23 protein-coding genes and 1 tRNA gene are annotated in these 23,010 nt (G+C 59.6%); 13 read left to right on the top strand and 11 right to left on the bottom strand.

All coding sequences use genetic code 11. The annotated features are described in order from the left end of the window. Positions 1–2 precede the first annotated feature (2 nt). From HMPREF1267_RS12385 to HMPREF1267_RS11345, 10 genes are all read left to right on the top strand, one after another. Positions 3–821, top strand: a complete 819-nt coding sequence (locus tag HMPREF1267_RS12385) for a hypothetical protein (protein ID WP_023029352.1) — start codon at positions 3–5, stop codon at positions 819–821. Then, entirely contained in the window at positions 815–3,418 is a 2,604-nt protein-coding gene (locus tag HMPREF1267_RS11385; protein WP_023029351.1) for a hypothetical protein, read from the top strand. Before HMPREF1267_RS12385 ends, HMPREF1267_RS11385 begins: the two co-directional genes overlap by 7 nt. Positions 3,419–3,475: 57 nt before the next feature. Beyond that, on the top strand, positions 3,476–4,993 hold the full coding sequence (locus HMPREF1267_RS11380; protein WP_034667279.1) for a hypothetical protein: 1,518 nt from the start codon (positions 3,476–3,478) through the stop codon (positions 4,991–4,993). A gap of 4 nt (positions 4,994–4,997) precedes the next feature. After that, positions 4,998–5,690 (top strand): glycine-rich domain-containing protein, encoded by a 693-nt coding sequence (locus HMPREF1267_RS11375; RefSeq protein ID WP_023029349.1) that lies wholly within the window; start codon positions 4,998–5,000, stop codon positions 5,688–5,690. A 1-nt stretch (position 5,691) separates the two neighbouring features. Next, on the top strand, positions 5,692–5,925 hold the full coding sequence (locus tag HMPREF1267_RS11370) for a hypothetical protein (protein ID WP_023029348.1): 234 nt from the start codon (positions 5,692–5,694) through the stop codon (positions 5,923–5,925). Between the two features lie 9 nt (positions 5,926–5,934). Beyond that, complete coding sequence (locus HMPREF1267_RS11365; protein ID WP_023029347.1) at positions 5,935–6,519, top strand: hypothetical protein; 585 nt, start codon at positions 5,935–5,937, stop codon at positions 6,517–6,519. Positions 6,520–6,584: 65 nt separating this feature from the next. Beyond that, the gene (locus HMPREF1267_RS11360) at positions 6,585–7,982 is read left to right on the top strand and encodes a GH25 family lysozyme (RefSeq protein WP_023029346.1); all 1,398 of its coding nucleotides are present in this window, start codon (positions 6,585–6,587) and stop codon (positions 7,980–7,982) included. Then, the gene (locus tag HMPREF1267_RS11355; protein ID WP_023029345.1) at positions 7,982–8,347 is read left to right on the top strand and encodes a hypothetical protein; all 366 of its coding nucleotides are present in this window, start codon (positions 7,982–7,984) and stop codon (positions 8,345–8,347) included. The genes HMPREF1267_RS11360 and HMPREF1267_RS11355 overlap by 1 nt, the downstream gene beginning before the upstream one ends. A gap of 5 nt (positions 8,348–8,352) precedes the next feature. After that, positions 8,353–8,766 (top strand): hypothetical protein, encoded by a 414-nt coding sequence (locus tag HMPREF1267_RS12380; protein WP_023029344.1) that lies wholly within the window; start codon positions 8,353–8,355, stop codon positions 8,764–8,766. After that, complete coding sequence (locus tag HMPREF1267_RS11345) at positions 8,763–9,137, top strand: hypothetical protein (RefSeq protein WP_023029343.1); 375 nt, start codon at positions 8,763–8,765, stop codon at positions 9,135–9,137. Before HMPREF1267_RS12380 ends, HMPREF1267_RS11345 begins: the two co-directional genes overlap by 4 nt. Positions 9,138–9,173: 36 nt before the next feature. Here the strand turns inward: HMPREF1267_RS11345 and HMPREF1267_RS11340 are convergent, their stop codons facing one another. The 3 genes from HMPREF1267_RS11340 to HMPREF1267_RS11330 all read right to left on the bottom strand — a co-directional run bounded on the left by HMPREF1267_RS11340 (position 9,174) and on the right by HMPREF1267_RS11330 (position 10,765). Beyond that, positions 9,174–9,767, bottom strand: a complete 594-nt coding sequence (locus HMPREF1267_RS11340; protein WP_023029342.1) for a MucR family transcriptional regulator — start codon at positions 9,765–9,767, stop codon at positions 9,174–9,176. Beyond that, a complete protein-coding gene (locus HMPREF1267_RS11335; protein WP_023029341.1) occupies positions 9,767–10,432 on the bottom strand; it encodes a hypothetical protein in 666 nt (221 codons plus the stop codon). Before HMPREF1267_RS11335 ends, HMPREF1267_RS11340 begins: the two co-directional genes overlap by 1 nt. 138 nt (positions 10,433–10,570) lie before the next feature. After that, positions 10,571–10,765 (bottom strand): hypothetical protein, encoded by a 195-nt coding sequence (locus HMPREF1267_RS11330; protein ID WP_023029340.1) that lies wholly within the window; start codon positions 10,763–10,765, stop codon positions 10,571–10,573. Between the two features lie 146 nt (positions 10,766–10,911). Here HMPREF1267_RS11330 and HMPREF1267_RS11325 point away from each other — a divergent pair, with 146 nt between their 5' ends. Beyond that, the gene (locus tag HMPREF1267_RS11325) at positions 10,912–11,259 is read left to right on the top strand and encodes a hypothetical protein (protein WP_034667276.1); all 348 of its coding nucleotides are present in this window, start codon (positions 10,912–10,914) and stop codon (positions 11,257–11,259) included. A 100-nt stretch (positions 11,260–11,359) separates the two neighbouring features. On the opposite strand, the gene HMPREF1267_RS11320 is transcribed toward HMPREF1267_RS11325, so the two are convergent. Further along, a tRNA-Gly gene (locus HMPREF1267_RS11320) sits at positions 11,360–11,433 on the bottom strand. A 63-nt stretch (positions 11,434–11,496) separates the two neighbouring features. On the opposite strand from HMPREF1267_RS11320, the gene dcd reads away from it, so the two are divergent. Both dcd and HMPREF1267_RS11310 read left to right on the top strand, forming a co-directional pair. Beyond that, positions 11,497–12,066 carry a dCTP deaminase gene (dcd, locus tag HMPREF1267_RS11315; protein ID WP_023029338.1) on the top strand — a complete coding sequence of 190 codons (570 nt, stop codon included), beginning with the start codon at positions 11,497–11,499 and terminating at the stop codon, positions 12,064–12,066. Positions 12,067–12,102: 36 nt separating this feature from the next. Next, positions 12,103–13,425, top strand: a complete 1,323-nt coding sequence (locus tag HMPREF1267_RS11310; protein ID WP_023029337.1) for a UDP-glucose/GDP-mannose dehydrogenase family protein — start codon at positions 12,103–12,105, stop codon at positions 13,423–13,425. On the opposite strand, the gene HMPREF1267_RS11305 is transcribed toward HMPREF1267_RS11310, so the two are convergent. From HMPREF1267_RS11305 to HMPREF1267_RS11275, 7 genes are all read right to left on the bottom strand, one after another. Next, complete coding sequence (locus tag HMPREF1267_RS11305) at positions 13,422–14,549, bottom strand: YibE/F family protein (RefSeq protein WP_232215158.1); 1,128 nt, start codon at positions 14,547–14,549, stop codon at positions 13,422–13,424. The genes HMPREF1267_RS11310 and HMPREF1267_RS11305 overlap by 4 nt on opposite strands. Positions 14,550–14,805: 256 nt before the next feature. Next, positions 14,806–16,041, bottom strand: a complete 1,236-nt coding sequence (locus HMPREF1267_RS11300) for a pyridoxal phosphate-dependent aminotransferase (RefSeq protein ID WP_023018080.1) — start codon at positions 16,039–16,041, stop codon at positions 14,806–14,808. Between the two features lie 49 nt (positions 16,042–16,090). Then, on the bottom strand, positions 16,091–16,741 hold the full coding sequence (locus HMPREF1267_RS11295; RefSeq protein ID WP_023029335.1) for a DUF1707 domain-containing protein: 651 nt from the start codon (positions 16,739–16,741) through the stop codon (positions 16,091–16,093). Between the two features lie 75 nt (positions 16,742–16,816). Further along, positions 16,817–18,124, bottom strand: coding sequence for a cation:proton antiporter (locus HMPREF1267_RS11290; protein ID WP_023029334.1), 1,308 nt, complete (start codon positions 18,122–18,124; stop codon positions 16,817–16,819). 34 nt (positions 18,125–18,158) lie between these two features. Beyond that, positions 18,159–21,113 carry a (Fe-S)-binding protein gene (locus tag HMPREF1267_RS11285; protein WP_023029333.1) on the bottom strand — a complete coding sequence of 985 codons (2,955 nt, stop codon included), beginning with the start codon at positions 21,111–21,113 and terminating at the stop codon, positions 18,159–18,161. A gap of 105 nt (positions 21,114–21,218) precedes the next feature. Next, positions 21,219–22,121, bottom strand: coding sequence for an oxygenase MpaB family protein (locus tag HMPREF1267_RS11280; protein WP_034654502.1), 903 nt, complete (start codon positions 22,119–22,121; stop codon positions 21,219–21,221). Beyond that, positions 22,118–22,924, bottom strand: coding sequence for an FAD-dependent oxidoreductase (locus tag HMPREF1267_RS11275; protein ID WP_023029332.1), 807 nt, complete (start codon positions 22,922–22,924; stop codon positions 22,118–22,120). The genes HMPREF1267_RS11280 and HMPREF1267_RS11275 overlap by 4 nt, the downstream gene beginning before the upstream one ends. Between the last annotated feature and the right edge of the window lie 86 nt (positions 22,925–23,010).

Raw genomic sequence — 23,010 nt, 5'->3', positions numbered from 1 at the left:
TTATGAGTCGCGTATGGGATAAGAAGTTTCGCCTCACCTTGTGGGGTGTGGATGGTGAGCCGGTGGCCCTATCCCGCCCGGGGCGGAGGCGTGAGGGCATCTTCCTAGAGGATGTACCGGATGGTCTGTCTGGGTTCGGTAAGAACCATATTTGGGATGATGCCGCAGGTGTGTGGCGGGGTATGCGGACGGATACGAACAGCCTCAAGCTGGATGTGTTGGTTAAGTCCCGTGATGTACGCGGTGAGCTTGACCGCTTCCTCACGAAGCTGGGGGATGGGTCGAAGCCCCTCGGATTATCGGTTACCTCGGCGGAGCATGGCTACCGGTGGCTGCGGGTGCGCCCGGCGGATGTATCGACGGTGAAGTGGTTTCAGTCCCCAGGCGGTGCGCGGTTCGCTAAGGTCGCGGTGCAGCTGGAGCTAGTAGGGAATACCAGCCGCCGGTTCACCGACCGGGTAGAACTCGACTCCAATAGCGAGTTCGGCAAGGTCTCATTCCGCATCGACGGCGACCAGGACGTGTGGCCGAAATTCACCATCACCGGCCAGCATGAGGGTGTGAAGCTCCGCCTGACCGCTGCCGATGAATGGCAAGAATTACCTCATACCGCCGAGGGCTGGGCCATTGACTCGCACCCCCAACGCCGTCACGTCACCGACCGGGCTGGCAGGCCAGACTTTAGTATGGTCGTGCCATTCTGGCCGATGCCGGTAGAGAACCGGAATCACGTGGGGGAGGTGGAGGTGCAGGCGACCCGCCCCGGTGATGATTTCAAGCTGACCATCGAGTGGATACCGGAGTTTAGTCGAGCATGGTAGTGAAGCACACCCCTCGTCATGAGCAGATTGATGCCCGCGTGTGGGATCCGTTTATGTCGAGGTGGTGGCCGCTTGCCCCGTGGCGGGAGCTGAGCCTGCAGGCGCGGGCGGACTGGACTGTGGATACGGGGCGGGTGACGCTCGGGGCAGATCACCCGCAGCTTGGTTTACTCCGCCGCTGTCGGCACATTCCCGTGCCGGTCACATTCACCATCAATGGTGTGCATTGGGATGGGTATGTGGAGTCGGTGGAGACTGGGCAGAATGAGGATGGTACGCAGTACGCGCAGGTGAACCTCTGGTCGGAGCACAAACACTTCCACCGCATGCTGGCGCGCTCGACGGTAACGTCGGCGGCGGACTCCTCGGCGGATACGGTGAGCACGCATATTGGTGACCTCACGCATCGGCTGGTGTCGAACGGGGCGGTTCGTACCGGCCTCCCAACCTACGTGCTGGTGGAGTCGGAGGGCGACCCGGTTGAGGTGGAGGTACGCACCGAGGATTACGTAGCCGACGTGCTGGATAATCCACTATCGGGGTCGGACTCGTTTGTGGAGGTGCGGAAGCTCCTACCAGGGCAGAAAGTGCCAGGCCGCGGGGTGGCGAAATTCTACACGGGCGTGATGGAGCGCCGGTGGGCGCAGCAGCAATTGACGCGGGGGATGTGGCCTAACGCTACGGCGGGGCCGCGTATCGTCGGCGCGGAGCTAGAGATGGAATCCCCGTCGATGCCGGATAATTCCTGGCATGGCGAGGGACAACTACAGGATGGCACCGTATTGGGGGAGCCGAAATCGGGTATTTGCTGGCTGCCATTTGAAACGTTGGTGGAGCGCCCTATCGGGTATTACGACAAGCTCGATCCGGCGGAGGTGTTCGTCACAAGTCGTGAGGAGGTACGTGGCGGGCCGGGTGCTCGTGCGCACCGTCCGCACTTTGTAACCCACTGGGGGCGGGGAACATTTGAGGATGGCCGTGTGGGCAAGCTGGAGGCGTGTGCAGGTGCTGGTTTGCTACGCACCCCGGAGGGGGAGAAGCTCCAAACCACCGCAGCCGCATACGCTTACATCGATGGGGGTGAGGCCTACGCATGGAAAGAGGGCGTGGAGTGGGTACTAGCCACCCCAACGGCTTTCGAGGCCGATAATACCCACTACCGGGCCGAGGGAGATGCACAGCGGCAGGTGCCTGGCACGCTCGTATGGCAGCACCAAGGCCGAGACCGGCGGGGTGTCGTATTCTCATCCGCCCCCGGCGGCGGGCTAAGGAAGTGGTCGACGACGGAGACGGGGCCGGATGGTGCGATGCTCATCGGTGGTGGGCAGCTGGATGCGCAGACCATCGCCGCCCTAGAGTCCGGCGTGCTGCAGCCTAAGGGCACCGTGGGGAGGATGGATGCGGACTCCGCCTCCGCCTACCTACCCACCTCCTCCGGCTTCCCCAGTGAGGTGGAAAAACTGGATATTGATGTGCAGCCTCACGCCACGATTGACGGAACCGAAGTTTCATTCAGTAAGGCGGGCGGGCGTGTAAACATCGCTCAGGCAGGCCCGTTCTTCCTCCGCGAAAAGTACATGAATTTATCCTCGACCGGTGGTACGAATCCGACGGCGGAGATAGCCCGCGAGTGGGCACGATCCCAAGGGGCCACCGCGATGAGTCTCGCCCCCGGCCATCATCAAACCGTCGTATTTGGTGATGATGTGACCCTGCCGGATGGGCGAGTAGTGCCGGGCTGGAAGCCGGGCGACCGGGTGAGCTTCGTGGATAAAGATACTCGCGTGTCCGAGGTCATTATGGGCTACACTCTTAAATCCTCTTCTACATCGGTGCTTGAGGTAGAACCCATTCTCGGTCGTGAAGAGAACGGCGTCATGGCCTCGCTGGAACGGAAGATGCAGGCGCAGGAGAAAGCAGGCCGTAAGGCACTCCTCGCCCCCTCCCGCAAGGTGCCTAAGGGTGCGGTGAAAGCGATCGTTGATGATTCCGCGAAGCCGCTGCAGGAGTCGATGGGTGACCTATCGGCGGAGATTGCTAAGACCGTAAAGCAGGCGGACTTCTCGGAGTATGATGCGCAGCTCCAAGCCCGCCTATGGGGGCGGCAGGGTGAGTTCAACTCCATCACGAATGAGTTCCGATTGAAGCAGGAGCAGATTAATGAGGCGAACGTCAAGATTCAGGAAGTCCTCGCGGAAAACATCGCCTTAAACCGGAAGCTTGCGGAGGCGAACCAGCGCACCTCGCAGGCCAATAGGCGGGCCGATGAGGCCCTGCAGTATGCGCAGGAGTCCATGTCTCGGGATATGACTCGTATGCTGTATGCGGCGAAAGAGCAGGCGGTGTGGGATTCTCATATCCGTATCGACATGCCCCGGTTCAGTCGCACGCTCAAGATTGAGGGCAAGGGAACTTGGTCTGGATCGGTTATCGCATCCGTGCAATACGATAATGGCGCGCTTTACCGTGAGGAGCTGACGATGCTTAACGGCCGAGTTCTGGAGGTCAAATTGCCGCTAGGCTCGGTGAATAACGCGATGGTGATGTACCAGATTCACACCGGCGGAGGATACGGCGGCGGCTCCTCCAATAACTAACCGCAAACGCGCTTGGCTCATAATTTCTTCCATATCGCAGCGTCTATAAGGGAGGCGATGATGGAGGAAATTAGCGGCAGCGTTAAAGGCCGATTCGTTGATGATGATGATATTGTCCGCACTGGTCGGGCGATGATTGAGGTTGACGGGTGGGACTTTTTGCATGTCCCTATCCCGGTTGGCTTATCGGGGAAGTTGAAGTCGTTTGAGTCGGCGATGGATTCGCGTTTGGTGAAGTCGCGTGAGGATGCGGAGGCGGCGGCTTCGTCGGCTAGTGATGCGTCTGGTTTTGCTGAGGAGGCTCGGGGGTCGGCTTCTGCGGCGGAGGCTTCGGCTGGTCGTGCGTCGGGGAGTGAGTCGGCGGCAGCGGAATCGGAGTCTGCCGCTCAGGGCCACGCTTCCACGGCCGAGGGGCACGCCAATGCGGCGCAGGAGCAGGTGTCGTTGGCGCGGGGTCAGGCTGAGGCTGCCGCGTCGTCGGCTGAGGAGGCTAAGGGCCATGCCACTACTGCTGAGGGGCATGCGTCTCGGGCGCAGCAGTCGGCGGAGGAATCCTCTAGGTCTGCTGACCGTGCCGAGGGGGCACGGAGTGAGGCCCGCACGGCGTGGGATGGGGCTAAGGAGGCCCGTGATGCCGCGCAGGGGCACGCGTCCACGGCTGAGGGGCACGCCACTAAGGCTGCATCGTCTGCTGGTGACGCGGAGGGTGCCGCCGGGCGAGCCGATGAATCCGCACAGCAGATACGTGAAATCGCAGAATCTACCTCATGGGATGGTGACCAGGTCACGGTCAACGGCAAGCAATCCCCACACCTGACCGGCCCGCAAGGCCAGCGTGGCCCGCAGGGCCCACCCGGCACCGTGGAAGGTATCGACTTCTCCCAGTACGCCAAGGTGGAGCAGCTATCTGATGTGGTGCGCCGGGGTCAGGACGGCGTGGAGATGGGGAAGCATTTCTCGCTGGTGCATGATGGGTCGGGCAATTTTTCCACATCCTTGTTCTTGAAGAACGGCCAGCATGAGTACGAGTTTTTCACGAATGCGGCCGGGAAATTCGGTGCGTGGGATAAGACGAATTTCACGGGTCTTTTCCAGGCTGACCGGAATACTTTCGAGCACCAAACCGCCGTGCACATGCGGGATAATCAACTGCGCGGCCTGCCAACCCCATCGGGTGATAGTCACGCGGCCACCAAGCACTACGTGGACAGCGCGGTGGATGGTAAGCAGAACAAGGCTGCGGTACTTGACCGCCTAGCGGAGTACGTGGGCGATTCTGACTTTTTCGGCTCTAAAGGTGTTACCTCGACGATAGGTGACCCTGGAGCGTTCCCCCATAGCAAGCATGTCGTTGTCACGGACGATGATGGCTGGGTAAAGGCCTACGGTGAGCCACAAAAAACGGAGCACGTAGTCAATAAGAAATACGTAGATAAGCAGGTCGGTAGCGTGCGTGACCGTGTAGGAGCACTGGAATCCGGCGGCGCGGGCGGTGCGTTCTGGACGGGCACTAAAGCGGAGTATGACCGCATTAGCCGTAAAGACGCTAATACTCTCTACATCGTGAGGGGGTAGACCCATGCCGATGATTAATCAGGCCGACATCACGGACGTACGCATGGGCCTCATTGAGGCAGGTGCACTCCTCGCAGGCGACAACCTCATTTGGAATCGGGTGGAGGAATGGCGAAAAACCACACCCGGAACCCTCGCCGTGGACGTGCCGGAGTGGGCGAGTTTTATGAGCATTTTCATTTCCGGTGGTGGCGCTAGCGGCGGCTACCGTAATTCCGAGCTCAGGGAGCAAAAGGGCGGTGGTGGAGGCGGTGGGCAAATTCGCCTACTGACCATCGACCTGACAGAAAACCCCGGTAGGCGCGCAAGCGTCAACGTCGGTGCAGGAGGCCGCCCCGTCACAAGTGTCAGTAACTACGGCAATAGTGGTGGCGCTACACGATTCAATGGGTGGAATGCTCAATCAACGTGGACTGCAAACGGTGGTGCCCCACGTACTGGCGAGGGTGAGTTTGATGGCACGGAAGATGGCTGGAATTGGCTACCGGAGCGTGAAGCCCTCTATCTGAATCGTGCTCCTGGGTCACGGTACAGGCCGCAAACGGCAGGTCGTGCTCACATTATGAACCCATCGTCCGGTGAGATGGGTGGGGGCGGTGGCAAACTCATAAATAACCTTGGGGGACGTTCTTCTGGCGCAGGCGGTGACGGTTTTGCCATCATTCACTTTTTCGGCATTGACCCCGTAGGGGGGTAGCGTGACCCCGCAACCCGAACCGGAGCCGGAGCCGCCAACACAAGGCGGGCAAGACAGGGGCAATTGGTCAGAGGGCACCGAGTACGTCGCCGGGGATACCGTCACCGCGTATTCGCAGAAGCATTCGACCTTTAAGAGGTATAAGGCCCGCGTGGCACACACCGGTAAATCAGAGAATTTCCCAGGTAGAGATACCGGCCCAGGCGCATGGGAGACCTACTGGGAACGTATTTAAGGAGTATTAATGGAGACTATTAAGCAGCAGATTCAGGCCCTAAATGGCGCTGATTTTGCGGAGCTACGACGCTGGATTTTCGACGATGAGGTACAGCGCCGCCAGGCCCTACCAGCCGTGCAGGAGGCCGAGGTGGAATTGGTGAAAGACCTTGCCGCGCAGGGTGAGATTACTCGCCCGGAGGTGGCGACTGAGGAAGCCGCGATTAACGGCGACGGTATCGTGCCCGCGTGGCATAACCCACAGGGGAGGAAGTCCCGCGCCTACATGCGGGGTGATGCGGTACTGGACGAGGGCCGTATCTACATCAACCGCGCTGACGGGCTGAATTACGCCCGCCCGTCCGCCCCTGATTCGGGTTGGGAAGTCTACAACCCTCCCAAGGAGGACACGGTGCCGGAGCCAGGGGACACGGTGCCGGAGGTGCCAGAGGAGGCACCGGGCGTGCCAGCGTGGAAAGAACCCGCCAACAAGGACGAGCTCTACCCCGCGGGCGCGGAAGTCACCCACCAGGGCAAGCAATGGCGCTCCACCACAGACGGCAACCGCGCCGAACCCGGCACCGACGACAGCTGGGAAGAAACCAGCGAATAACCCCACAGCCCCCCGCTGACCGCCCAGGTCACGGGGGCACACTTATACCCGAAAGGAGGGCGCTCATGGTTACTATGCCAGTTGATAAAGGCTTCGTGGTCACCAGTCCGCTAGGCCCACGGTGGGGAGCCACACATTGGGGTGTAGATTACGGTGTCGCTGGAGGCTCCGGCGGCAAACCAATCTACGCAATCAAGGACGGCACGGTCGTCCAGGCCGGTGCCGCTAGCGGTTTCGGCCAGTGGATTCGCCTCGATCACCCCGCAAGCGTCGGGGGCAATGAGTCCGTATACGGCCATATAATCCCCGAGGTGCGTGTTGGGCAGCAGGTGCGTGAGGGGCAGCGCATCGGCAGGATTAATCCCGACTCGAACACTAACGGCGGTGTCGCGCCTCATCTCCATCTTGAGGTGTATCGGCACACGTGGGTTAGCCCCGCGCAGCGCGTGGTAGGGCAGACGATTCTTGACCCGCAGCAGGTGCTACGTGGGGCACGATGGCCCGGTGAAGCAGCGCCCGCCCCACGCCCCACAGGCCACCGGGGCACCCTCTTCGGGGTTGATGTTAGTGAGCATCAAGACGGAATGAGTCTCCGTCGCGCCGCCGACGAGGGCATCAGCTTCGCCATCATCCGCACCACCGACGGCACCTACAAAGACCGCACGTACCGCTCCCACCTTGATGATGCGGAATCCGCAGGCCTCATCACCGCCGCCTACCACTACCTCCGCAACCCCAGCGAGGGTACGACCGTGGCGCAGCAAGTGCGGGCCTCCGTGCAGGTCATGGGGGATAAGAAGCGTCCCGTGTGGATTGATGTGGAGACCCCAGCCGGGCTTCACCGTGACCACATTTCGGAATGTAAACGCGAGTTTGAACGTCACGGCGTGCGGGTCATCGGCACGTATTCTTACGTCCCCTACTGGGAGGGCCGCGTAGCACCTAGCGAGCCGGATTCTCACCAATACGGCGCATTCTGGGTAGCCGCGTATGGGCAGAATCGGCGCGGCACACCAGCGGAGATTTACCCCGGCGACAATCACCGCCAGTGGGATTATCCGCTCGGTAATCAGAAGCCCGCTATTTGGCAGTACGGTTCGAACGCGCAGGTCGCGGGCTACACCGTAGATATCAACGCTTTCAGAGGCACCAGGGCAGAATTATCTGCCTTATTCACAGGCCACAAGACGGAGGAATTAACCATGGCTGAAATTGACCGCATCCTCGAGCACATCGACCGCCGCTCGCAGGAAATCAAAGATTACGTGGATATCCGCATCACTAATCCGATCGGGTCGGATGTGAAGGATATCCGCCAGCAGCTCACCGGCGGGCGAAACTACGGTGAATACCCAGGCTGGGAGCAGCTGGGGCAGGACGAGCAGGGCCGCAACCTGACACTGGTGGATGGTGTGGCTGCCGCCCGGCATGACATCGCTAATCTCAAGAAAGGACAGTCCTAATGGGGAAGCATTATAAGCAGAATCTGGTGGCTGGTGTGTCGGAGCAGGTGGCCGACGCGGTAGCGAAAGAACTTCGTGAGCAGCCGTGGTGGCTGCGCTACAAGGGCACCATCATGCTGATCTTGCAGGCCGTAGCGTGGGTGGCCGGTGTGCTACCCGTCTACTATGCGGACGCCCCAGAGTGGACAATCGCCCTCATCGGCGGCATCGGGTTCTTCATCACCACGCTGGTAAACCGACTCACGATTGATGGTGTCACCCCAAGCATGGGGCCGCGCCTAGCGGGGCAGGCAGACCGCGCCCACCTCGAAGCCCAACCCGCGGGACTGCCGGTCTATAGTGGCCCCACCACCGCGGGGGAGTGATGCGTATGGATTCCTGCAAGATGCGTGCGTGGCTCACGAGTGATGCCGCTGGCCTCGCGATAATTGGTATCTCCGTCATCGTGCGCGGTTCTTCCTACCTGCCGATGATTGTGGATCAACGCCGCAAGCCAGCTCATTTTTTGGAGACGCTTGCGGAACCGTCCACGTGGTCGTGGGTATGGCTCGCTGTGGGTATTTTTTGTCTCGCTGCCATCCCATTGCGGCACGCCCGCCCCCTGGCCGTCGGCCTGGGCATCGGAATTCATTTCATGTGGGCAGTGTCTTTCATTATCTCTGGCGGTCGCGGGTGGGTCACCGCTATCGGCTACGCCACCATCACGCTTTTGGCATTGTGGGCGTTTGGTAGGGGCCGCGCCCCCGACAAGCTGGAGGTACCCGAGTACAAGGGGGCATCATGAATATTAGCGGTGAGGCCGCAACGCTCATCGGCGTCATAGGTGCCGCCATCCTCACCTACCTCGGCACGAAAGTCACAGCCGCTGCTACACGGGACGCTAAACGCATAGAGGCCGATAAGCCCGAGTGGAAAGCGTTTACCGACTCCATCATGCGGCGCATTGACGCGCAGCAGGAGGAGTTGAAGTCCCAGTCTGACCAGATTGACGCTCTTCGTGACCGGGTGGAGTCCCTACAGGAGATTGTGGAGACTACCCGCCGGAAGTATTGGGCTGCTGTTAATGGGCTGCGCCGTATCACTCAAAAGCATGATGTGGAGCTAGATTCCGCGCAGCTCCCGCCCGATGTGCACGATGATGTTATTAACGGATAAACCCCACCCCGCCCCGGGTGGGGTCTTTTCGTCGTTTTAGGGGTCTTTCGGCCGCACCCGATTACCAGCACCCGGTGACTCCCACCCCGGCGGGCGCCGCTTCGCCAATCGATGATGCGCCGTAACGGGCTTCATCCCGACAGAATGGGCGAGGGAACTGATTGATACCGCCGGGTCATCCAGTATGCGGTATGCCACCTGGCACCACTCGCCGATGGTGGCGGTGGACTGTAGGGCAGTAACCTCATCCTCGGTGAGGGGGCGGCCCCGGCGGCGCTGTAGCGATGCCTTTTGGCCCGCCGTGGCCCCGGCCGACTTATTCCGGGTCGCCTCCCGTGATGCCTCGATCGCTTTAGCCGGGTCGCGATATTTATCCAGATCGGCTAAATGCTGGTCGCGGTGCTCATCCCAAGAGCGGCGCATATTATCCCGCACAGAGCGGGCCGCCAAAGGCCGTTTAGCGTGCAAGCCATGCGCCCGCCTATAGTCCGCCACCCGCATTTTGTGCCCCATCGCGATATGGGTGGATAGGTGCCGATATCGCTTGCCGCATTCATGGCAGAGTAGGCCGCCATCATCCTCATCTATGAGGCCGTAGCGGCCATACCCGTCCGGGTCTCCTACCTGCATTAGCGGCTCATTTTTGAAATGGCCTGCCGACTGACCCCAGCGGCGCGGGCTACCTGGGATTGCGTAGCGCCAGCAGCTAGCGCGGCGCGGATAGCGCGGTCTCGCTCCTGCCGTAGGCCCTCGGCTATATCGACCGCGTACTGGTACTCGCTCGCGGCGTCTTCCAGCGCGAAGAGCTCTTTTTGCCCTAGGTCACCAGCGGCGCGGGCGCTTTTCACCGCCCCGATGAGGAAATCGGCATCCTGCTCACAAATCGCATCCTCATCGATTTCGCGGCCGTCTATATCCTCTACCTGGCTGATGTATTCGCGCAGGATATCGACCGCCGCATCCGCGTCCATGTCGAGCATGTAGTGCAGAGTATCCCCGAGGCGGTGAATGTCGGTGCCATCCTCCTCGCGGAGGGAGACAGTGGGCACATCCCAGACCATGCAGGCCATACCCTCTAGAATCTCAGAGGTCAGGGCGCGGGGCACTACCGGCTCCTCATCGTCATCTAGCTCCGATTCATCGCGGGGGTAGACCGCCTCGAATTGGTCTAGGTAGTAGCCGTACTGGGGGTCGCGCCGATTCTCCTCATGAAAATCAATGAGCTTTTCGCGCAATTCCTCCAGCGTGTCGCCGGTGAGCGTGAAATCTTTATTCGGAGTGGTGAGACTGTACATAAAAATATCCTTTCTAGGGGGTTGTTCGGAATTTCCGAAATGTAGGGGGTGGTAGCGCCGGGGCGGGCGCTTTGTGCCTAGCGGGGGAGTCGAACCCCCGCGGGTGACCATCTAGGCTGCTTTGAATTTTTGTGAATTTTATAGGGCGTGCTGGGCGACAATGTCCCAGAAATCCACATCGTCGCGCAGGGTGTAGCGGTAGTCGATGCCCTCGCCGGTGGTGGTGAGCACTGCGTCTGCAATGGCGTCGATATCGTGCTGGTCTGCGTACTCTCCGAGTGGGGCGATGATTTCCTGGTCGATTGCTTCATTGCGGGTGGTGTAGGCGGTCATTGCTGTTTCCTTTTCTGGTGTTGCTCTCTTGCTTACATCTCTAAGTGTATAGCAACCGGGCTACGTTGTAAAGTCGGTTTACTTGTGGTGTATATCACACTGTTACACATTGTAAAACACGCTCAAGCCCATATATGGTGAACCCCATGAAAAAGACAACCCTCGCACTCTCCCTCACCGCCCTCACCCTCACGGTCACTGCCTGCATGACCGAGGCAGATCAAATCAACGGCATGACCATCGACGAAGCTATCGACGACTGCCAGAACCGCATCACTAAAAAACTCACCTCCCCCGCCTCCGCGGACTTCGCAGACAAAAATGAGCTAGATATCCAGAAAAAGGAAAACGACGGCGAATACTGGCAAATCCGTGGCTACGTGGACTCGGATAACAAGTTCGGTGCATCGCTCCGGTCGAGCTGGTATTGCACCGTGAGGCCACGGGTCGATGATGCCCCGCTGGTTCACATCAACGTGAAGCAGGGGCGCTAGATTCTTTTTAGCTACACATTCAGCTACACAAGCTTGAGTACAGGGTCAGTACAGGCCCGCCTTTAAAATGTATTTGTGCAGCTAGTGGCGATTTTTTGAGTGGAGCCGACGACGGGAATCGAACCCGCGCCAGCAGCTTGGGAAGCTGCAGTTCTACCATTAAACTACGTCGGCACTGCGCTAAATGCGCTTTCCCTACTATACACCTAGGGCAGGCGATTGAGTAGAATCGGGGCCGTGCTTCTTTCAGATCGTGATATTCGTTCCGCCATTGATTCCGGAGAGCTGGGCATCGAGCCCTTTGATAGTGAGCTTATCCAGCCTTCTTCCGTTGACGTGCGCTTGGATAAGTACTTCCGCGTATTCAATAACTCCCGCTATACGCACATTGACCCCAAAGAGGAGATGCCGGAGCTTACCACCTTGGTGGAGGTAGAAGAGGAGCAATCTTTTATTCTCCACCCCGGCGAGTTTGTCCTTGGTGCCACGCTGGAGAAATTCACCCTCCCGGCTGACCTGGCTGGACGGCTGGAGGGCAAGTCCTCGCTGGGACGGCTGGGCCTTTTAACCCACTCCACCGCGGGCTTTATCGATCCCGGTTTTTCCGGGCACATCACCCTGGAGCTTTCTAATACCGCGAACCTGCCCATTGCGTTGTGGCCGGGGATGAAAGTGGGCCAGCTGGCCATCTTTAAGATGACCTCGCCGGCAGAAAGCCCCTATGGCACGGGTGCTTTGGGATCGAAATACCAGGGCCAGCGCGGGCCAACGCCATCAAAGTCTTACTTGAACTTCCGCAGGGATTAATCTGGTATTTACATAAAATCTCTAGGATGAGGTTTTATGCGGATGACTGTTATTGGCACCGGTTACCTGGGTGCCACCCACGCCGCCTGCATGGCGGAATTGGGGCATGAAGTTTTAGGCGTCGATGTAGACGAGGATAAGATTTCCGTCTTGCAATCGGGCAAGGTTCCGTTTTTTGAGCCGGGGTTGCCGGAGGTGCTCGAGCGCAATATTGATGCTGGGCTCTTAGGGTTTAGCACGGATTATAACGCGGCCGCGCAGTTCGCCAACGTGCACTTTCTGGGCGTGGGAACCCCGCAGCGCCGCGGTTCCTATGCGGCAGACATGACCTATGTCAAGGCTGTCATCACGGACTTGGTACCCAAGCTGCGCGGGGAACACGTTATCTTCGGCAAATCCACTGTTCCGGTAGGTACGGCGGCGGAACTACAAGAACTTGCGGATGGTTTGGCGCCCGAGGGAACCCGCGTGGAAATCGCGTGGAACCCGGAATTTTTGCGCGAAGGTTATGCGGTGCACGACACCATTACCCCGGACCGCATTGTCATTGGCACCCGCGAATCAGAATCCCGCGCGGAAGAGCTTGCCCGCGAGATTTACGCGCAGCCGCTAGCGCAGGACACACCCTTCATCGCGACCGATCTGCAGACCGCAGAGTTAGTAAAAGTCTCCGCCAACGCCTTTTTGGCCACCAAGATTTCCTTCATCAATGCGGTCTCTGAGATTTGTGAGATCGCGGGGGCGGACGTGGTAGCGCTGGCGGATGCCATTGGCATAGACAAGCGCATTGGACGCAAGTTCCTCGGCGCGGGCCTGGGCTTTGGCGGTGGTTGCCTGCCTAAGGATATTCGCGCCTTTATGGCGCGCGCCGGTGAGCTCGGCGCCGATCAAGCGCTGACCTTCCTGCGCGAGGTGGACGCGATTAATATGCGCCGGCGCGACCGCATGGTGGATCTGTCTAAAGAAGCCTTCAATGGATCGCTCTTGGGCCACCGCGTTACCGTGCTGGGCTGTGCCTTTAAGCCGAACTCGGACGATGTGCGGGATTCCCCGGCGCTTTCGGTCGCTGGGTCCTTGTCCTTGGCGGGTGCCGCGGTAACCGTCTATGACCCCGAGGGCATGGACAACGCCAAGAAGGTTTTTCCCACCTTGGACTATGCCGCCGATACGGAATCCGCCTTGCGGGAGGCGGAGTTGGTCATCCTGGCCACCGAATGGCAGCAATTTAAGGAGCTGGACCCGAACGAGGCTGGCGAGCTCGTGGATAATAGGCACATTATCGATGGCCGCAATGTGCTCGACGTTGCGGCTTGGTCCAACGCCGGTTGGAAGATTCAGGCGCTGGGCCGCACGTTCTAACGGCGGCGTGACGGGACGGTAAACGCGGCAATCAGCGTGGTAATCGGTACCGCGAGGGTCAGCGCCATGGCGCCGACGCCGGAGCGCAGGAGCTCGGTGGCGACGAGATCGCTGCTGAGAATTTGCCCCGCGGGGCGTTCGGCGGCGGTGATGAGCAGGAGTAGGGGCAATGCGGCGCCGGTATAGGTCAAAATGAGGGTATAGACCATCGAGGCGATGTGGTCGCGGCCGACCCTCATGGCGGATAGGAAAAGCTCGAGCGGTGAGGCCGCGGAATCGGATTCGTGCAGCTCGGTGATGGTGGAGGCTTGGGCGATGGCGACATCGGCAAGGCTGCCCAATGCGCCGACGACGAAACCGCACAGCAGTACGCCCAGGATGGACACATTGGGCATATACAGCAGCAGCTTGAGGTTGTCTTCGGAGCTATAGCCTTGTAGTTGCGAACTATCGATGGCTGCCCACGCAAGGAACGCGGCGATGGCAAGCGCAGTCAGGGAACCGCCCACCGCGGAGGCGGATTTCCAATTCACGCCGTGGACCAGCGGCACGGCAAGGAGAATGATGGCGGTACAGGCGGCGAGCGCCACCCACAGGGGATTGGTGCCCGCGATGAGCGCTGGGATGAGGAAGCTGAAGACGATGCCAAGGCTCAGCCCCAAGCCGATGATCGCGCGCACCCCATGCCAGGCCGCGAAAGCGATGATGACAATAGCGATGACCACTCCCCACAGCAGGAGGCTATTGCTGCGCTGATAATCGGCAAAGGCATACGATACGGATCCGGTGGGATCGGTGGCCTTGGACAGCACGATATTATCGCCCGGTTTTAGCTCCGGGTCGCCCGCGTTGCCGTAGGTGACCAATTGGGTCATCTTTCCCTCGTCCTCGCCGGAGGTGATCTTCACCAGCGCCCGGTCACAGTCCACCTCTTCCTTTTCCGGAATCAGCGGCGGGGTATCGAAGGCCAGGCCGGTCTGCTCCGATTGGCACGCGGAATGGTCGGTCTTTTCCACTGTTGCCTCAACCTGCGGGTGGTTCAGCGCGTAGGTGGACTCGAACTCCTCCGAAGTGTGCTCTGAGGCAGCACTAGAGGGCCACAGCAGGACGAGGCCAATCAGCATGGCGACAAGGGCCGTACCGATGGCAGTGACCAGGCCAACGCGCCACGGGTGGCCGGATACCTCCTGCGCCAGCTGACGTGGATTTAGGCGTTCCAACGCCGACTGGCCTGGCGCGTGCCCGCTGGACCCAGATCGACGCTGCGCTTGCCGATGCCGCGAAGCCGAGTCCGATGCGGAATTAGAAACCGAGGAATGCCGTCCCATACGGTGTATTGTGAACGATTATTACTGCAATTACCAATCGCCTGCTGGGGTGCTATTGGCGGTAGCTTACCAAGAAATTGCCCAAGCGCTCGATGGCGTTTTCCAGCTGGGAAGCCCAGGGCAGCGTGACCACGCGGAAGTGATCCGGGTGCGGCCAGTTGAAGCCGGTGCCTTGGACCATGAGGATCTTTTCGGCCTTGAGGATGTCCAACATGAGCTTGGAATCATCGTGAATCTCATAGACATTGGGATCCAGGCGCGGGAAGAGGTACAGCGCGCCCTTGGGCTTTACCGCGGACACACCGGGGATCTCATTGATCTTGTCGTAGGCGATATCGCGCTGGCGCAGCAGTCGTCCCCCCGCTCCGGTGAGCTCGTAGATGGATTGGCGCCCGCCCAGCGCCACCTGGATGGCATGTTGGGCAGGAACATTCGGGCACAGGCGGGTACCGGCCAGCAATTCGAGGCCCTCGATAAGCCCGTGCGCATGGTGCTTCGGGCCCGTAATGACCATCCAGCCCGCGCGGTAACCACAGACGCGGTAGGCCTTGGATAGGCCATTAAAGGTAAAGGTCAAGAGATCGGGGGCCAGCGAGGCGATGGAGATATGCTTCGCATCGTCATAAAGGATGCGGTCATAAATCTCATCGGCCAAAATCAGCAGGTTGTGCTCCCTGGCGATGTCCACGATCTGCTGCAGGACCTCGCGCGAATACACCGCGCCGGTTGGGTTATTCGGGTTGATAACCACGATGGCCTTGGTCTTTTCGGTGACCTTGGACCTAATGTCCTCGATGGATGGGTTCCAGTCGTCTTCCTCATCGCACAGGTAGTGCACTGGGGTGCCGCCGGCCAGCGAGGTTGCCGCCGTCCACAGCGGGTAATCGGGTGCCGGGATGAGGATCTCATCGCCGTTATTGAGCAGCGCCTGGGTGGTCATGGTGATTAGTTCTGATACGCCATTGCCCAAGAAGACATCGTTGATATCAAAATGAGGGAAGTCTTCGAGCTCATAGCGCGTGACGATGGACCGCCGGGCCGAGGTAATGCCTTTAGAGGTGGAGTAGCCCTGGGAGGTGGGCAGCGCGCCGATCATATCGCGCATGATGACATCGGGTGCATCGAAGCCAAAGACGGCGGGGTTGCCGGTATTGAGCTTGAGGATGGTGTGGCCGTCCAGTTCCATTCTCTCCGCTTCCGCTGAGACCTCACCGCGAATATCGTAAGCGATGCCCTTTAATTTTTCGGACTGGTCAAAGATGCGGGGTTTGGGAGAAGTCATGGCCATATTGTGCCATCTTTCACAGCGCTAAGAAATATTGCAGCGCACCTCAGCGCTATTTATTATTCCACTTGCTGATTTGTTTCTTCGCCATTTCCATAGCCTGACCGGTAATTTCTCCGGCCTGCTGGCGGCGTTGGGCCCACATTTTCTTCTCTAATTCTTTTTGATGCGCTCGCTCGTGTGCCGTCAGCGCACGGATTTCGCGCTGCTGTTGGCGCTCAATTTGCCGCACCGACGGGGCGTGCCAGGATTCCGGGCCCACCTTGGCCACATACAACAGGATCCACACGATGGGGATGAGCGCTGCGGCCACGGCACCGCCCGCTAGCAACCAAGGGCTATTCATGGTGGCGCTGAGCAAGACAAGAGTAGGCGATGCCACCAGTAGGGCCACCGAGCTGGTCAGCGCCGTAGCGATGCGCGGCTTCTTTGCGGCATTATAGGCGCGGTCCACATCGCCTTGGGAGTAGATCTTTACCTCTTGCGAGCCGGTCGCAGGGATATCGCTAAAGATCGGTGCCAGGTCCTTTTGGGTCACGGCCTGCATGACGCTATCGGAGCGCTCCTCAAACTCGTCCATGGATAAGCGGCCTTCGCCCACTGCGCGGGCTAGATCGGTCAGGGCATCGTTGCGCTCTGAATCGGATAGACGCAGTGTCCGGTCATAGGGGGAGGGTCCGTAGCTATTAGTCACAGCCACCATAATAGACAAGCTGATTCAAAAAGAATATGCCCTGCCGCGGTGGCAGGGCATGGCCTTTAGCGTGGAGTACACAGATTAGAGCTCTTGCGACTCTTCTTCCTTATCGTCCTCGTCAGAATCGGATTTCTTCTGTGGATCGGATTCATCAACCGTCTTGGAGTTCTTCCTTCCCACCAGGTTGGCCAGGAACGGGAAGATGGCGACGGTTAATGCGCCACCGGCGACGAAGATCGAGGCGGTTTCTTGCTTCATCAATTCCGAATTAACCGCCAGCGACGTCACCGCGACGATGATCGGCAGGCCGGTCGCCGTGTACAAACTGACCTGGAGGCGCTCGCGCACCGTTTCGATTTCGGAGCCGGTGTGGCCCACATTCTCGCGCAGGAATACCGGCAGGCCGCGGGTAACGAGAATAAGCGCCGGGATGCCCAGCACCTTCCCCGGATTATTGGCGATGGTATCCCAGTTAATCGTCATGCCAGAGACCACGAAGAATACCGGGATGAGCATGGAGTGGAAGACCACATCGAGGCGGTGCTCCAGCCGGCGATGGAATTCATCCGGAATGATGCGGTTCAAGATGATGCCGGCGGCGAAGGCGCCCAGCACGATGTCGAGCTCAAAGACCGCCGTGACGGCCATGAGGGTGGCAAGGATCAGGATGATAAGGCGCAAAATGGTCTGGTTGGTAGACCCCGCACCGGAGATAAACGCCGCTTTAACCCACGGAATCGTCGTGGCAATGGCCGCCGGCATGATGGCAACAGCCACGGCGATGCCGATGAACGCGAGCATAATCAGCAGCGTGGTCCACGTGGAGCGCGTGCTGAGCAAAAGCGCCATCGCGGTAATGGGGGCGACCTCACCAATAGCGCCGTGAATCATGACCGATTTGCCCACTTTGGTCTCGAGCACGCGGTCCTGTTTCAACATTGGTTGCAGCGTTCCCAGTGCTGTGGACGTCAGCGCGAGTGCTACCACGATGGCGCCAGGGACATTATCGACCAAGAAGTATGCACCAACGCCACAGGCCACTAGGCAGATAAGCCAGGTGGATAGCGCAGTTCCCGCCTCTTTGGTCTTGAGCGTAGAAATCTCGATCTCAAAACCTGCGAGCAAGAAGAGCGCACCAACACCCAGCTCTTTCAGCATGCTGATGCCGGCATCCTCATGGGCGACATCCAAAAGCGATGGGCCGATGACCATGCCAAAGATGATCAAAAGGGCAACGGCCGGCAGCCGGTTGCCCAACATGAACGACACTATCGGCGCCAGTAGCGCCGCAAGCATGATCCAGGCAAAGGAAACGAGGCTAGTGGTGTTTTCCGTCGCACCTGCTGCGAGAACAACAGTATCCGCAGCCCATCCCACATCTAAATGCATGGATCACAGCGTACGCACTCACCCCTGCACATGCCTACTCGGTATTCGCGTCTTTCGGTGGTGTGGGTGGCTCCGGCGGTTTAGGTGGCTTGGGGGCCTTGGGAGGCTCTGCGCTTGCCGATGGCGCCGGTGGTGCCGGTGGTGTCGGTGGCGCAGGTGGTGTGGCCGCTGCCGGTGGAGCCGGTGGACCCGACGGGGCTGGCGGGGCAGGGGATGCGGGTGGCGCAGCTGCCTCGGGTTTCTTGTCAGCGCGCGGTGGCTTTGGCGCTGCCGGAGCCTGTGGTGCCTTGGCATCTTGCGGAGCCTTCGGCGGCTGTGGAGCTGCAGGTGGTTTCGGCGCAGCTGGTTCTTGCGGTTCAGCCGGTGGCTGCGGGGCACGAGGCGGCTGGGGTGCCGCGGGTGCCTTCGCACTTGGAGCAGCCGGCGGAGTTGGGGCACTCGGAGCCGTTGGAGCACTTGGCGCTGCTGGAGCGCTCGGAGCTGCAGGGGCGCTGGGTGCTGCTGGAGCGCTCGGAGCTGCAGGAGCAGTAGGGTCCTTAGGAACCGCAGGCGGCGTGGGAGCGCTCGGTGGGGTTGGCACGCTGGGGGCAGAGGGGGCGCTCGGTGCGGCAGGTGGAGTAGGCGCCGCCGGGGCATTAGTGGGCTGCGGCGCGCTCGGTGCGGTTGGTGCACTGGGTGCGTTGGGAGCCGAAGGGGCCTTGGGAGCAGCCGGGGTAGAAGGATCCTTTGGCGCCGATGGTGCCGATGGCGTCGCAGCACCGGGGGCTGGAGGTGCCGCCGGAGCAGAGGGGGCTGCTGGAGCGGCGGGCGCAGCAGGTGGCGTCGCGGCAGTGGGGGTGTTGGTAGAGGAGGGGGCATCGGCAGGCGCGGGCGCCTTGGGGGCATCGGGGGTAGTGGTTGAAGCCGCGCGGTGGCGCACTGGGGTGCCCAAAAAGGCCTTGGGGCGGGGCTTGGGAAGAGTGCCCTTGTCATCCAGGGAAATGGAATTGCGCAGCATGGTGGCCACGTCGTTGACCTGGGTGGTGGGGGTGGATTCGGTGGCCAAAGACTTCACGCCGCCGGTCATCATGACATTGCAGAACGGGCAGCCAGTGGCGATTTCCTCGGCGCCGGTCTCGAGCGCCTGCTCCGTGCGGAACTCATTGATGCGAGAGCCCAGCTTTTCTTCCATGAACATGCGGGCGCCGCCGGCACCGCAGCAGAAGGCCTCATCGCGGGACTTGTCCATTTCGCGCAACTCCACGCCGGTGGCCTGGAGAAGCTCACGCGGGGGATCGAAGACCTTATTGTGCCGGCCCAGGAAGCATGGATCGTGATAGGTGATGGGCTTCCGGTTTTCCGGGGTGCGCGGAACCGGCTGTAGGAGCTTTTCGCGCACCAGGCGGTTGAGCAGCTGCGTGTGGTGGAAGACATCGAAATGCCCGTCAAAGTCCGGGTACTCATTGCGGATGGTATTAAAGCAGTGCGGGCAGGTCGTGATGATTTTCCGCTGGCCTTTGGGTACGCCCTCGAAAGCGTTGTTGAGGGTTTCGACGTTTTGTTGCGCCATCATCTGGAACAAGAACTCGTTGCCGGCGCGGCGGGCGGGGTCGCCGGTGCAGGTCTCGCCGGTAGAAAGCACGCCGAACTTCACGCCAGCGGTGTGCAGCAGATCCACGACGGCGCGGGTGGTGCGGCGGCCATTGTCGTCATAAGCGCCGGCGCAGCCTACCCAGAGGAGGTATTCCATATCGGAGAAATCGGTGGCGTCCTCGCCAATGATGGGTACCTCGATGCCATCGGCACGCGCCTCATCAATCCAGGCGCGTCGCTCGGAATTATTGCGGCCCCAAGGGTTGCCCTTGGTCTCCATGTTTTTAAATAGGCCGGTGAGCTCCGATGGGAAATCGGATTCCGCCAAGACCTTGAAGCGGCGCAGGTCTGCAATATGGTCGATGTGCTCGATATCGGTGGGGCACTGATCCACGCAGGCCCCGCAATTGGTGCAGGACCACAGGACGTCATCGTCGATGACACCAGCCATCGAGAGCACATCGAGGCCCTCGTGTGGGTTGTAATTATCCAGCGCGCCTTGGCGCAGGTCCATCATGACCTTTTTGGGGCTGAGCGGCTTATCGGTATTCCAGGCGGGGCACAGCTCCTGGCAGCGGCCGCACTCGGTGCATGCGGTCGAATCCAGCAGCATCTTCCAGCTGCCAGGGGTGATGTCTTCTTCCAGGTCCGGGGTGGGCAGGGATTTGAGCGCCTTTTCCCCAGAGGTATTGCGCTGGAAAAAGATATTGAAAAACGCCATGAAGCGGTGCCACATGACACCCCACTGGAAGTTGCGGGCGATAAAGAAGATGAAGAGGAGCCCGGATAGCAGCTTGACCAGGGCGAAGAAGCTGACCAGTGCCGGGGATTCGGGTAGCGCCTTAGCCAGGTGAATAGTCAAGAAATCCGCGACTGCGGAACCGTGACCAAAGGCCGCGATCTTGGAGGCCTTGACCAGGAGCATGCTGAGGCCCTCGATGAAGACGATGGCCTCCACCCAGCGGGCCGCTGCCGTTTGAGAGTTGAAAAAGCGGCTGCCGCGCTCGGTATCGCCTAGTTTCAGGCGCACGCTTATCAGGAAGCAGATGCCTAGCACCGTGCCGATGCCGAGCACTTCTTCCACGAAGTGATAGACCGTCCAGGTGCTTAAGCCCGGCCATCCTTGATCCGGGGCGAAGGTTTGGATATAGGCCTCAAACCAGACCAGGATGCCGAATAAGAAGCCCACCATGACTAACCAGTGGGCAGCGTTGACCAGTGGTTTGCCCTTGAAGTGGGTGTGGCCGAAGACCTCAACCAGCACGCGCCAAAGGCGTTTTACGGGGCTATTGGTGCGCTCTAGTTGGGTGGGCCCGCCCGAGCGGATGAACTTAATGAGCGCCCCGGCGCGGGCGAAAAAGTATAGCCACACCGGAATCGATGCGGCTATAGCAATCCAACCGAACACGGTGGTCATTCGTGCTCCTTCACTACTGATACTCCACGTTGTTATCTACCTTAAGGCCTAAAGCCGCGAATCTGGGAGTCAGTATTCAATACCAATGAGTGAAGGGGAATGGTTTTAGTAGTGGAAGCCGCCTTCGGCTTCAGCCTTTTCAAATGCGCGCGTAGCAATAGGAACCATGCGTGCTTTGCGTGGGAGGACAGAGAAGATACCACGTACAGTACGGGAGAAAATCTTCAGCTTGCGCTCGTCCTTTTTAGTCCACTCCCAGCCAAGTTTATTGCGCAACTTGTCTGGAATCATACCGATAGCAACCCACAGCAGCAGTCGGGATGCGTAGGGTGCGATGGGTTTCCACAGCCAGTTGGGCACCTTAGGGTCTGGGGGGTCAAGGGTAAGGCCGTTGATAATGCGGGAGCGCTCGATGGTCTCGCTGATATCGAGGGTATCGATCATGAGGTCCAAGTACTCTTCAAATTCTGCGTACGTCTTTGGTGCATCATCCGGCTCTGCAACTCCGTAGAACGTATACCAAGTACGGGTTTCTTGGAAGAGCTGTTCGCGTTCCTCTGGGCTTAAGGGAACCATGAAGTTGCCGGCCAACTGGTAAGGCATGGCTGCGAAGGTGGCATGGGCCCAGTAGTAAACATCCGGATTCAGCGGGTGGTAGCGGCTTCCATCTGGATGGGTTCCCTTGATGTCCTTATGGAAATCACGAATCATTATGCCGACTTCGGGGCCTTCATAAATCGTGCGAATGATCGGGAAAGCGGACCGAACAAGGCGTGCAACCTCGTTATCGAAGACGTTGGAGTGCTGCACCAAGGAACGGCTGACGTCGCGCTGGGTAATCTGTAATAGACCAGCGGACAGGGCAACGAATGCCGAGCGCCAGTCACCAAAGCGCTGCCACAGGATGGAATCTGGACCCAACTCAGGCAGGTTTTCCGTATTGGTATCGGACGCTTGGGTCATCTGATCGTTTACAGTGCTTTCAGGATTGCTCAGAGTGGTCATCATGCCTCCTTAAGGGCAGTAGCGGACTTTTGTTGAGTCTGGCGTTCTGATGAGGCGGATTCAGAGGCGTAGTTGGATGCTCTCTTGAAATCATGGGCCGGTGCATCGAACCCCGCGAGCACTTCGCGGATTCCGCGTACAGTTCCGGGTTGGACCAACCACTTATCATGCTTGACCGTTAGTTCTCCGGGTCCACGAATTTCGAGTTGGCGAACGTAACGGCGGCAGTGATCCGCACGGGCCTCGATAACAGCCAATGGGCGGCGTTTGAGGTAGGAATCACGCGGGGTAGGGCCGTCGACGAAGAGGGCATTAGGAAGTCCAAAGACCTCGACACCGTGGTGGAGGTACATATCGTCGACATTTGCCTTCGAACGTCCCGGAACGGAAATCCACGGAGACGCCTCACCGGTGGCGCGGATCAGGACATCGAATGCTTGGGTTTCCTGGCCGGAATCACTGAGGTAGGAAATTTCCCATTGTCCTTCTGCGCGGTCGAATTCAGCTCCGGTAACTTCGGTGGAATCACGGAACTCGGCGCCACTGGCCTCGACAGCCTTTTCAAGGTGGCGAATGACAGAAGCCGGTGAGCCGTCAGTCCTAGTGAGGCGGAGGTACGGCGTACGGAAGTGGTATTTCCGGGATACCTCAGTGGCTAGAGCAGAATTGAAATGACCACCGATATGTGGTTCTTGTTCAAAAAGAACGGTGTCGAATCCTGAGAATGCGCATTCAGAAGCCGCGGCGCATCCAGCTACTCCGGCGCCAACCACTGCGACAGTCGGCCGACGGTATGGCTTGAACATGCTGTTCCTTTCGAGTTTCGCAGGGCGCTTACTGGCCGCTGTATGGTGTGAATTTTATGTAGTCAGTAGGTCACATTTCGTGAATA

Source organism: Corynebacterium sp. KPL1824 (assembly GCF_000478095.1).
GTDB classification, from domain to species: domain Bacteria; phylum Actinomycetota; class Actinomycetes; order Mycobacteriales; family Mycobacteriaceae; genus Corynebacterium; species Corynebacterium accolens.
The sequence above is the reverse complement of the archived record's forward strand: the minus strand, read 5'-3'. Positions and strand labels throughout refer to the sequence as shown.